The sequence below is a fragment of the Dactylosporangium darangshiense genome, assembly GCF_039537565.1.
In the GTDB taxonomy this organism is placed as follows: Bacteria; Actinomycetota; Actinomycetes; order Mycobacteriales; family Micromonosporaceae; genus Dactylosporangium; species Dactylosporangium darangshiense.
On record NZ_BAABAT010000061.1, the window covers coordinates 41,049 to 51,902 of the forward strand.

Genomic DNA, 10,854 nt, shown 5'->3' on the forward strand with positions numbered 1-10,854 from the left:
CCTAGGCGACCTCGCGGCGCGCGGTGCGGATCGCGCCCAGCAGCACCGGCAGCGCCGCCCACAGCAGCGCCGAGGCGCCGAAGTGCGCCCAGTCCTGCGGGGTAACGCCGGCACCGGCCAGCGGAACCCGGGTGCGGCTCATGTCCAGCCACCGCGCCGCCGGCTCGAGGGCGGGCACGAGGCGCCCGGCGGCCGCCCAGCCGACCGGCACCGCGTAGTACGCCGCGACGGCCGCCGCCGAACCGCCCATCAGCAGCCCGAACCCGAACCCGCACAGCATGGTCGCGACGTCCACGAGCGTGAGCCGCGCGGCGAGCCCGGCCGGCAGGTCCCACACGCCGTCGGCGCGCCCGGCGGCGCTCGCGGCCGCGAACGCCGCCGCGCCGGCCCCGAGCGCGACCACCGCGGCGCCCAGCCCGAGCGCGACGACGGCGAGCAGCTTCGCCGCCACGACCCGCCACCGGCCCGGCACCAGCGCGAACGTCGTCAGGGCCGTGCGCTGCGACCACTCGCTCGTCACGGACAGCACGGCGAGGACGGGCAGCAGTACCGACACCGGAATGTGCCCTGTCGCGGCGAGCGCGGACAGGGTCCTCCCGCCCGGCCCACCGAACGCCGCCTGCAGCCCCGGCGCCGCGGCGGTCAGCGCGACCACGGCCGCGAGCAGCCATCGGGCCGCCCGCGTGTCGGTCGCCTTGCGCAGCTCCACCCCGGCGAGCGCGACCGCGCTCATGACCGTGCCCCGTCCGTGAGCCGCAGGAACTCCTCCTCGAGGTCGCCGGCGCCGGCCAGCTGCGCCCGGGTGCCCTGCGCGACGACCCGCCCGCCCGCGATGACGACGAGCCGGTCCGCGACCCGCTCCACCTCGGCGAGCAGGTGCGAGGACAGCAGCACGGTGCCGCCGCCGTCGGCGTGCGCGCGCAGCAGCCGGCGCATCCACCGGATGCCCTCCGGGTCGAGCCCGTTGGCCGGCTCGTCGAGCACCAGCACCTCCGGCTCGCCCAGCAGCGCGTGCGCGACGCCGAGGCGCTGGCGCATGCCCAGCGAGTACGCGCCCACGCGCCGCCGCGCGGCCGGGCCGGCGAGGCCGACGAGCTCGAGCAGCTCGTCGACCCGGCCCGGCGGCGCGCCCACGATCCGGGCCGACAGCGCGAGGGCCTCCCGCCCGGTCCGCCCGGCGTGCTGCGCCGCCGCGTCCAGCAGCACGCCGCACCGCCGGCCCGGGTTCGCCAGGGCCCGGAACGGCGCGCCGCACACCAGGGCCCGCCCCCTCGTCGGGCGCGTCAGCCCGCAGATCATCCGCAGCGTGGTGGACTTGCCGGCGCCGTTCGGGCCCAGGAAACCGGTCACGGTGCCCCGTTCGCAGCGGAAGGAGACCCCGTCCACCGCGGCGCGGCGGCCGTAGGACTTCGACAGCTCGTCGACCTCGATCACGCCCGCCAGCCTGTCGCCGGATCGGGCATCCCGGCATCCACCCGCGGTCGGGGACCACCCCCGACTTTGGTCGGTCCCCGGGCGACCCGCCCCGGCGTACCCTTCGCCCATGGCACGCACCCGGAGAGGCAGGATCGTCGATCTCGCCTGCGTCGTGGCGTGCCTGGCCCTCGGCGCGCTGCTGCTGCGCTTCGGCGACGCCGGCTGGTCCCGCCCCGCCGCGCCGGCGACCCCGCCGTGGCCCGTCGACGCCGCGGTGGGAGCCGCGTGCGGCCTGCTGATGTGGTACCGCGACAGATGGCCCCTGCCCGTCGCCCTCGCCGTCGTCCCGGCCGGCGCGTTCGCGGGCTCGGCGACCCCGGCGCTGGCACTGGCCGTGTTCACCGTCGCCGTGCACCGCCCGGCGCGCGAGGCGATCCTCGTGGCGCTCGCCGACGTGGCGAGCGTGGTGGTGTACTTCGCGCTGCAGGCCGACCCGCGCCACCCCCTCGCCGTCGACCTGGCCGTCCGCGGCGCCGTCGTGGCCGGCGCGCTCGGCTGGGGCATGTTCGCGGGAGCGCAGCGCCGCCTGGTCGCCTCCCTGCGCGAGCGCGCCGCCCGCCTGGAGGCCGAGCAGGCGCTGCGGGTCGAGCAGGCGCGCCTGACCGAGCGGACCCGGATCGCCCGCGAGATGCACGACACGCTCGCGCACCGCCTGTCACTGGTGAGCCTGCACGCTGGCGCGCTGGAGGTGCGCACCGACGCCTCGAACGAGGAGGTCTCGGCCGCGGCCGCCGTCATACGCACCAACACCCACGCGGCGCTGCAGGAGCTGCGCCAGGTGATCGGCGTGCTGCGCGCACCGCCGGACGCACCGCCCGACGCGGACGCCGTCGCCGACCTCGTCGCCGCGGCCCGCGCCGCCGGCACGCCGGTCGACTACGCCGAGCGCCTGCCGCCGGGGGCGCTGGACGGGGTGCTGGGCCGCACCGTGTACCGCATCGTGCAGGAGGGCCTGACCAACGCCCGCAAGCACGCGCCCGGCGAGACCGCCACGGTGCTCGTCGAGGCGGCCCCGGACGGCGGCGTCCAGGTGAGCGTCACGAACCCGCTGCCCCGGCCCGCCGCCGCGGTCGTGCCGGGCGCCGGTGCCGGGCTGATCGGCCTGGCCGAGCGGGTCGAGCTGGCCGGCGGCCGCATCGAGCACGGCCGGCACGAGGGCGGGTTCCGGCTTCGCGCCCGGCTGCCGTGGCCCGGCCGGTGCGGCGAGGGCGTCGCCGAGGCGGCACGGCCGGGGCGGGCCGGATGAGCGGCGGGCGGCCGATCCGCCTGGCCATCGTGGACGATGACCCGTTCGTGCGCTCCGGACTGGCCATGCTGCTGCGCGGCGCCGAGGACATCGAGGTGGTCGCGGAGGCGGCGGACGGCTTCGAGGCGGTCGCGGTCGTCGACGCGCACGCGCCGGACGTGCTGCTCATGGACATCCGGATGCCGCGCATGGACGGGCTGGTGGCCACCGAGCGGCTGCGCCGGCGGGCGCGGGCGCCGCAGATCATCGTGCTGACCACGTTCGATGCCGACGACGACGTGTTGCGGGCGCTGCGAGCCGGTGCCGGCGGGTTTCTGCTCAAGGACACGCCGCCGCGGGACATCCTGCAGGCTGTGCGCACCGTTGCCGCCGGTGAGGCGATGCTCTCGCCCGCCGTCACCCGGCGGCTGATCGAGCGCGTTGCCGATCCGGTCGCCGCCGCTCGCCGGGCCGGCGCGCGGTCGCGGCTGGAGCGGCTCACCGAGCGGGAGCGTGCGGTTGCCGACGCGGTCGGGCGGGGGCGCTCCAACGCGGAGATCGGCGCCGACCTGGGCATGGGCGTGCCGACCGTGAAGGCGCACGTGTCGCGCCTGCTGGCCAAGCTGGGCCTGAACAACCGGGTGCAGGTGGCCCTGCTGGTGCACGACGCCGACGACTGACCTCGTCAGCTGCCGAGCTGCGCTCTCGGGGTCAGCTGCCGAGCTGGGCGAAGAAGTCCCCGAAGCCGTTGGCGATGTCCAGCAGGCTGCCGCCGATGGTGCTCACCACGTTGGCCGCGGACTGCGGCCGATACGCGATGAAGAACACCAAAAACGCCAGGCCGCCCCATCTGAGGATCTTCTTGACCATGGTCGCCGTTTCCTCCCCATCCGGACGCCGGGCATTCAGAGTAGCCGTTGAATGACGCTGCGTGAAGTTGCTCTACGCGGTACCGCACTGTCGATCGGAACACACTGAGGACATTCACGGTGGTTTCACTCAGTTCCCAGGCGTGGCACGGGATGGAACGCCCTTCCGGCGTGCGGCGCGCACCGGATCGCGCGCCGCGCTGACGCCATCGTCTCGACAGGGAGCCATCACGTGTCGTACCCCGCATACCAGCCCGTGCCCGCGTTCGCGCCCGCACCGCCGCCGTCGCGCCCGGCCACGCTCGGGCTCGCCTTCCTCGGTGCCCTGCTCTCCGGGGTGCTCGCCCTGGCCGGCTCGATCCTGCTGTACACCGGCGCGCACGACGTCGCCGTCAAGCAGGGCATCGGCGCCGACAACGCCGACGCGCTCGGCCAGGAGCTCACCGACTCGATCGTGAGCGACGCCGTGCACACCCTGCAGCTGCGCGGCATCTCCGGCATCGTCTCCGCCGTGCTGATCCTCGCCGTTGCGCTGGCCGCGCGCAACGCCGCCACGTGGGCCCGGGTCGTGCTCACCGTGCTGCTCGTCGGCGGGCTGTGCGCCGGCGGCGTCCAGGTCGCCGACATCGCCCCGGCCGCGACGAAAGCCCTGGACGTGGCCGCGATCGTGCTGAACCTCGCGGTCGTGGTGCTGCTGTTCCTGCCCGCCACGAACGCCTACGCGAAGGCACGCAAGCAGCGCGTTGCCTGATCTTGTTGGTAAGTTTTGGCGATGGGGCACGTGCGGGCGGCGTTCTTCCTCGACTTCGACAACGTGTTCAGCGGGCTGTTCAAGCTCGACCCGGAGGTGGCGGTGCTGTTCGCCACCGAGCCGGGCGACTGGTTGCGCCGCCTGGCCACGACGTTGACCGCCGACGCGCCCCGCCGCTGGCTCATCCTGCGGTGCTACCTCAACCCGGCGGGGTGGGTGAACCACCGCGACGCCGCGGGGGAGCCCACCCGGCTGTACTTCTCGCGGTTCCGCCCGTCGTTCGTGCGCGCCGGGTTCGAGGTGATCGACTGCCCGCGGTACAACGCCACGAAGAACGCCGCCGACATCCGCATCGTCGTCGATGCCGTGGACGCGCTGGCCGACGACACCCGCTACGACGAGTTCGTCATCGCCTCTGGCGACTCCGACATGACGCCGCTGCTGCATCGGCTGCGCCGGGCCGACCGGCGCACGATGGTGGTGTCGCCGGCCGACGCGGCCGAGGCTTTCACCGCGATCGCCGACCAGCTGCTCGACAGCCAGCAGCTGCTGGCGCTCGTGCAGGGCGAGCCGGTCGACCTCGACGACGACGCCGACGAGGTGAGCGCGACCTTCTCCGACGCGGCGAGCGTCGACGAGGCCTATGCGCAGTTCCGCGCCATCGTCACCGCCGACTACGAGGCCGCCGACACGCCGCTGAACATGGCGGCGCTGGCGTACCGGCTGCGGGGCGAGCTCGGCCCGGTCGTCGGGGTGAGCAACTGGTTCGGCTTCGGCAGCTTCGCCCGGGCCCTCGAGGCGCTGGAGCTGCCCAACCTGCGCTTGTCCCAGCACCTGCTGTGGGATGAGGACCGGCACGAGGCGCCGGAGCTCGCCGCGCCCGGCGCGCCCCGCGCCGTGCTGCCCGAGCCCGTCGAGCGCCTCGCCGACCAGCTCAGCCTGCCGCGGCTGCCGCAGGCGTGGTGGCCGTCGATCTACGAGACGCTGTCGGCGTACGCCCGCTCGTACCGCTTCAACCTCACCCAGTGCACGAGCTGGTCGCGCGACCAGCTGCGCGACGCCGGCGTGCCCGTCAGCCGGGGCGCGGTGGCGTTCGTGGTGCGTGGGACGTCGTTCGGCGGATACCCGCTGCACCGCCAGCCGCCGCCCACCCCGGCCGAGATCGGCACCGCCTTCGTCAACAACGTGCTCAGCCGCGCCGAGGCCGCCCAGATCCCCTTCAGCGAGGACGAGGCGGCCACGGTGCGCGCCTGGCTCAACCCGGAGGTCAGCCCCGAGCCGTGAGTCCGGCGACCGCGGGCTCGATGGCGACCGGGGCCGCCGCGGTGCGCCGGGCCGCGGCCGCGTCGAGAGCGCCCTGATCCCTCACCTTGCGCCGGCTCACCGTCAACCGCGCGGCCTGCGTCAGGTCATCGGCCCAGAATCCTTGGAGGCGAGTGACGGCGATGGAACCAGCGTTTCAGACGGCACGGGCGATCGGCTCATCGGCTCTGTGCGTGTACCGAGGCGTTCGACCGCTGCTGCCGGAGTTTCCTTGCGAGGACAGCCGCGTCGGCACGCGTACCTCAGAGGTCTTGTTCGGCCTTCAGCGTCGCCAGTGGCGTGCCGTGAGCCAGGCTCCGGTGCTCAGGACGGTGGCCCCGACTCCCATCCCGATGAAGACCAGCACCGCCCCGACCGCCCACAGCCCGGTCTCATCCCGCGCCGCATCTGCGGACCAGACGGCCGTGAAGGTGACGGTCATAGTGGGCGCGACGAGCCACGGGCTCAGCAACCACCCACCCACGGCTGCGATGGCCCCCAGACAGAGCACACAGCCGATCACCTGCCACCCTTGGTAGGGTCCGCTCATCGCCCCGGTCACCGGGTCGACCTGGTACCCGGTATCCCAGCCGAGCCACAGCCACCACGTAGCCGCTGTCGCCGCGGCGACGGCGAGCACACCCGCACCGCGCCTGCCCCACCCGGTCGTCAATGCCATGCACCGAGTGTGCCGACGGGTTGATCGTTCGGGATGAGTACGGATACTCAGTGTCGGTTGGTGTCGCACCCGATGTCGCAGCCCGGCGCCGGGCGCTGTTGGCCTACACCGCATACGTCGGCCAGGCGCAACTCGTCGCGCACCTACCTGAACTGCTCCCGCAACACACCGACGAGCAGGCCACCCACCTCGACGACATGCTCAGCACACTCCTTCGGAGCCGCCGAGCCCACGCGGCCTAACTCTGGACCGAACGGTCACTCGCGGAACACGGTTACAGCAGTCGATGAGCCGGCTGACCGGGTGATCAGCTCGTCGGGTGGCCGTCGCGGCGTACCGATGACGTCATTCTGACGCTTTTGCGCGTCCCGGGCATTTCTGTGCCGGTCCGGGACGGTCGGGTGGTGGCCTTGAACCCTTTCCCCCGTAGGGCAGCCGCGACCCACCCGGGGGTGGTCCGGCCCAGTCGTCCCAGGCCGGTCCACCCCCACTTCCTACTTCCCGGCCCGGCTCCTTATTTCGGCCGGCCTACTCGCGGAGTTCCACACCATGACGACGACCACGGCCACCACGAGGCGGTCAGTGCATCTCCGAGCGCAGCTCACGCGTGTGATTTCACGCTGGCGGCGACGCCGCTCGCCCGATGACGTCGAGTGCGCGGTCCGATGCCACTGGACGACTGCGTCGCGGGACACGGTGTGTCACGACTTCATGCGGTTCACCACGAGCCGGCAGCGGGCGACTCGCGGCGGCGTTCCTCGTGATCACCCGAGACGCCGCCCAAAGGGGGAGCCGCTGCCGGCGGCAGCGAACCCTGATTCCCTTGTCCGTCAACGAGATCCGACGGTTGTTCAATCGGATCACGGCCCCGTTGACGCGCGTCATCGAACACGTTGTGCACTGGTCGACCTGGCGGCGAACAAGCCAGACCCGGGAATTTCGTCGATGGATGGCGAGCTGTCGCCAGGGCGACAACAGCCGTCACTGCCGGCGATCCCGTGGCGCCCCGGTTCGATCCGCTGCCGTGCATCTTGTGGGTGGTGCTCGGCGTGACCAGGACGGTGGGCAGTTCGGCGACGCGTGGTGCCGGGCCTCAGCCGCTGCTCGCCGTACCGCTGGTGGGCCCGGCCTCGGCTTGGACGAGTTCGATGAGATTGCCTTCAGGGTCTCGGATGTAGGCGAAGCGGATCCCTGGTCGTTGTGCGTTCGCGGGCGCGGAGACGCGTTCGGCACCCGCCGCGGTGGCTGTTGCGATGGCGTCTTCGAGATCGGCCACGGCGAGCGCCCAGTGGAAGTAGGTCTGCAATCCGGCTCCCTTGAGGGCGTCGGTGACCCGGTGTGGTGCGGACCCGGCGCGTTCGACCAGTTCGATCTGTAGCCCGGTGGCGGCCCGCAGGAAGGCGATCCGGGTCCGCGGCTGCGGTATCTCGGCGTAGCTGTGCTCCTCGAGTCCGAACGCCTCTGCGTAGAAGCGGCGCTGGGCGTCGAGGTCGGCGACTGACAGGCCGACGTGGTCGTAGTTGAACGTGGTCATGGTGGTGGCGTTCAACGGGCGACGTAGCCGCCGTCGACCGGCATCGTTACGCCGGTGACGAAGGTGGACCGGGACGAGAGCAGGTAAAGCACCGCGTCGGCGATTTCCTCCGGCCGGGCGATCCGCCCCAGCGGGTGCGCGGCGATCCGGGCGGCCTGGATCTCGGGTGACCGGCCCTCGGCGATCAACGGGGTCTCCACCAGACCGGCGGCGATCGCGTTGACCCGGATGTGCTGGGCGCCGTAGTCGAGGGCGGCGACCTTGGTCAGGCCGGCCACGCCGTGCTTGGCGGCCACGTAACCGGCGAAGCCGGGCACGCCGACCAGCGACGTACCGGAGGCGATGTTGGCGATCGCGCCGAAGCCCTGTGTCGCCATCTGCCGCAGCTCGTGCTTCATCGCAAGGAACGTGCCGCGCAGGTCGACCGCGATCATCCGATCGAACATCTCGGTGGAGTACTCGGCGAACGGCTTCAGGTTGTCCCCGCCGCTGATGCCCGCGCTGTTGACGCCGAAGTCGAGCCGGCCGGAATCGCCGATGGCGATCCGCACCGCACGCTGGATGGCTTCCTCGTCGGAGACGTCGGCGACTGCGTAACGGGCCTTGCCGCCGGCCGCCTCGATCTGCTCGACCGTCTCGACGAGTGTCTGCTCGGTGCGGCCGGAGACGGTGACCGTGCAGCCCCCGGCCGCCAGGGCCAGCGCGGCCGCCCGGCCGATGCCGGTACCGCCGCCGGTGATCAGCGCCGTCGTGTCCGCGAATTCGGGATACATCAAATCCACACCCTTCCTCAACGGATCGTGGTGGCGATCATGTCGGTGGAGACCTGCCAGAGTCGGGCGGCGGCTTCGGGGTCGAGCGCGTAGCTGGCCACCCCGCGGCGCACGCCCGGCTGGTGCGGGCCGGCCTCGTTGCAGTCCTCGAAGTAGCGTCCGGTGACGCCCTCCACCAGCGGTGACCCGGCGAGCAGGACCGAGGTCGCGGCGCCCTGCTCGATGTTCTTCCAGGACACATCGGTGCTGGTCGGATCGAACGACGCCGGTGCGTTCACGATGTCGCCGATGTGCCGGCCCAGGTTCGTGCCGGTTATGCGGCCCGGGTTCAGCGCGTTCGCCGTGATCCCGTCGGCAGCCCACCGTTTCGCGGCCTCGACCGCGAACAGGATGTTGGCCGTCTTCGACTGCCCGTACGCCAACCACGGGTCGTACGGCCGGTGGTCGAAGTTGACGTCGTCGAAGTCGACGTCGCCGTTGATGTGCCCGACCGAGCTGACCGCCACGATCCGGGCACCGCCGGCGGCGGCCAGGGCATCGTGTAGGCCGGTCGCCAGGGCGAAGTGGCCGAGGTGGTTGGTGGCGAACTGCATCTCCCACCCCTGCGGCGTCCGCGACAGTGGGGTGGCCATGATCCCGGCGTTGTCGACCAGCATGTGCAGCGGCTCGGACCAGGCCGACACGAACGCGGCCACCGACCCCTGGTCCGACAGGTCCAACGGCGCAACCAGGACCTGCCTGTTGCCCGTCGTCGCGATCAGGTCCTGGGCGACCCGCTCGCCGGCCGCGAGGTCACGCACCGCGAGGGTGACCGCCGCACCGGCGCCGGCCAGTGCCCGGGCGGTCTCGACGCCGAGGCCGGATGACCCGCCGGTCACGATCGCGCGGTGCCCGCTCAGGTCGACGCCGGCGATGACCTCGGCGGCCGTCGAGGTGGCCCCGAACGGTGTAGTGATGCGTCCACTCATGGTTCTTACTCCTTGCTGGATGGGCGGCTGGTCGGCTACTAAGCTGGTAACCGGACCCGGCTCCGCTAAGCCGACAGTAAGCGGACCCGGCTCCGCTTAACAAGAGATCCGGGTCACACGCACCGTACGATGAGGAGATTCGTGACTGATCGACCGCTTCGGGCCGACGCCCAAACCAACCACGAGCGCCTGCTGGTCGTGGCTGCGGAGGCCTTCGCCCGCGAGGGCACTCAGACATCACTGAAGGCGATCGCCCGGGAGGCCGGTGTCGGGATCGGCACGCTGTACCGGCGCTTCCCCACCCGGGAGACCCTCGTCGAGGCGGTCTACCGCAACGAGGTCACCCGGCTCTGCGCGGCCGCCCCCGAACTGCTCGAGACGCTACAGCCGGCGGCGGCGCTGCCCGCCTGGATGGAGAAGTTCGTCGACTTCATGGCGGCGAAACACGGCATGGCGGACGTCCTGCGCGCGGTGCTGCTGTCGGAGGAGGACCGCATGCACACCCGCGACCTGCTCCGGACCGCGATCGCGACGCTGCTCGACGCGGGCACGGCCACCGGCACCGTGCGCCCCGGCATCGACCCGAACGACGTGCTCATGGGTCTCGGCGGCGTCACCATGATCGCCGGCGAGGAGAACCAGCGGGACCTGGCAACCCGCCTCATCGACCTGCTGTTGTACGGCGTCACTACTATCGACGCCCGCACCTGACCAGCCGCCATCACCCCGGTCGCCAGGCGCCTCCGACAGCAGCGCGGCCCTGGCCCGAGGGTCGCCGGCCCGGCCTGCCTCGGCGATCAGGGACTGGAACCTGCCGGCGTCGGTATTGCCGTTCAACCTGGTAGCCGCGGAATGGTGCACTACCAACCCCGGCCACCCGGCTCGGCGTCCTGCATCTCCCAGCTCAGCTGCAAGACCTTCGCCGACAAGGCGCCTGCTGGGGTTGCTGGGCGGTCGTCTCCGGCCGACTCCTGTGCACCAGAAGGTCAGCCAACAGGGCGCGGACCTTCAGCCCGGCACCACAACCGGTGTGCCGCGGGTCGTCCACACCATCAACGGACCGAGCACCCCAAACCGTACGACGGCCACCACAGCCGTGTGCCGGCGCCGGTCATGTCCACGTACGCGGTGCGTGAGCTGCGCCGTAAGCCGGCGAGCAAGAAGCCGTAAACGGCCTGCGACACAGTGGGTCACGTCGAGCCGGAGACGACCGCGACGGAGGTCAGGACATGTCGGAGCACGACCGGCTACGGCTGGCGGTCATCATCGGCAGCACT

The 10,854-nt window shown here is 72.3% G+C and carries 12 protein-coding genes and 1 pseudogene; 6 read left to right on the forward strand and 7 right to left on the reverse strand.

The window, feature by feature from the left end; translation table 11 throughout:
* Nucleotide 1: 1 nt before the first annotated feature.
* Both ABD901_RS52160 and ABD901_RS52165 read right to left on the reverse strand, forming a co-directional pair.
* Nucleotides 2–733: an ABC transporter permease gene (locus tag ABD901_RS52160; RefSeq protein WP_345141841.1), complete on the reverse strand. Its 732-nt coding sequence runs from the start codon at nt 731–733 to the stop codon at nt 2–4.
* Between the two features lie 14 nt (nt 734–747).
* Nucleotides 748–1,434: pseudogene (locus ABD901_RS52165) on the reverse strand (ABC transporter ATP-binding protein); the annotation flags it as partial.
* A gap of 109 nt (nt 1,435–1,543) precedes the next feature.
* On the opposite strand from ABD901_RS52165, the gene ABD901_RS52170 reads away from it, so the two are divergent.
* Both ABD901_RS52170 and ABD901_RS52175 read left to right on the forward strand, forming a co-directional pair.
* Complete coding sequence (locus ABD901_RS52170) at nt 1,544–2,722, forward strand: sensor histidine kinase (protein ID WP_345141844.1); 1,179 nt, start codon at nt 1,544–1,546, stop codon at nt 2,720–2,722.
* Nucleotides 2,719–3,381: a response regulator gene (locus tag ABD901_RS52175; RefSeq protein WP_345141847.1), complete on the forward strand. Its 663-nt coding sequence runs from the start codon at nt 2,719–2,721 to the stop codon at nt 3,379–3,381. Before ABD901_RS52170 ends, ABD901_RS52175 begins: the two co-directional genes overlap by 4 nt.
* Nucleotides 3,382–3,412: 31 nt before the next feature.
* Here ABD901_RS52175 and ABD901_RS52180 read toward each other — a convergent pair whose 3' ends face one another.
* On the reverse strand, nt 3,413–3,571 hold the full coding sequence (locus ABD901_RS52180; protein ID WP_345141853.1) for a hypothetical protein: 159 nt from the start codon (nt 3,569–3,571) through the stop codon (nt 3,413–3,415).
* A gap of 231 nt (nt 3,572–3,802) precedes the next feature.
* On the opposite strand from ABD901_RS52180, the gene ABD901_RS52185 reads away from it, so the two are divergent.
* Both ABD901_RS52185 and ABD901_RS52190 read left to right on the forward strand, forming a co-directional pair.
* Nucleotides 3,803–4,321, forward strand: a complete 519-nt coding sequence (locus ABD901_RS52185; RefSeq protein ID WP_345141856.1) for a hypothetical protein — start codon at nt 3,803–3,805, stop codon at nt 4,319–4,321.
* Between the two features lie 21 nt (nt 4,322–4,342).
* Nucleotides 4,343–5,605, forward strand: coding sequence for an NYN domain-containing protein (locus ABD901_RS52190; RefSeq protein ID WP_345141859.1), 1,263 nt, complete (start codon nt 4,343–4,345; stop codon nt 5,603–5,605).
* 301 nt (nt 5,606–5,906) lie between these two features.
* Here the strand turns inward: ABD901_RS52190 and ABD901_RS52195 are convergent, their stop codons facing one another.
* Entirely contained in the window at nt 5,907–6,302 is a 396-nt protein-coding gene (locus tag ABD901_RS52195; protein ID WP_345141864.1) for a hypothetical protein, read from the reverse strand.
* A 50-nt stretch (nt 6,303–6,352) separates the two neighbouring features.
* Here ABD901_RS52195 and ABD901_RS52200 point away from each other — a divergent pair, with 50 nt between their 5' ends.
* Complete coding sequence (locus ABD901_RS52200) at nt 6,353–6,544, forward strand: hypothetical protein (protein WP_345141867.1); 192 nt, start codon at nt 6,353–6,355, stop codon at nt 6,542–6,544.
* Between the two features lie 851 nt (nt 6,545–7,395).
* Here the strand turns inward: ABD901_RS52200 and ABD901_RS52205 are convergent.
* From ABD901_RS52205 to ABD901_RS52215, 3 genes are read right to left on the reverse strand one after another with little or no spacing between them, the layout of a single operon-like run.
* The gene (locus ABD901_RS52205) at nt 7,396–7,851 is read right to left on the reverse strand and encodes a VOC family protein (RefSeq protein WP_345141871.1); all 456 of its coding nucleotides are present in this window, start codon (nt 7,849–7,851) and stop codon (nt 7,396–7,398) included.
* Nucleotides 7,848–8,609, reverse strand: a complete 762-nt coding sequence (locus ABD901_RS52210) for an SDR family NAD(P)-dependent oxidoreductase (protein ID WP_345141873.1) — start codon at nt 8,607–8,609, stop codon at nt 7,848–7,850. Before ABD901_RS52210 ends, ABD901_RS52205 begins: the two co-directional genes overlap by 4 nt.
* A gap of 17 nt (nt 8,610–8,626) precedes the next feature.
* Nucleotides 8,627–9,577: an SDR family NAD(P)-dependent oxidoreductase gene (locus ABD901_RS52215; RefSeq protein WP_345141876.1), complete on the reverse strand. Its 951-nt coding sequence runs from the start codon at nt 9,575–9,577 to the stop codon at nt 8,627–8,629.
* A 141-nt stretch (nt 9,578–9,718) separates the two neighbouring features.
* Here ABD901_RS52215 and ABD901_RS52220 point away from each other — a divergent pair, with 141 nt between their 5' ends.
* Complete coding sequence (locus tag ABD901_RS52220; RefSeq protein ID WP_345141879.1) at nt 9,719–10,288, forward strand: TetR/AcrR family transcriptional regulator; 570 nt, start codon at nt 9,719–9,721, stop codon at nt 10,286–10,288.
* Nucleotides 10,289–10,854 lie beyond the last annotated feature (566 nt).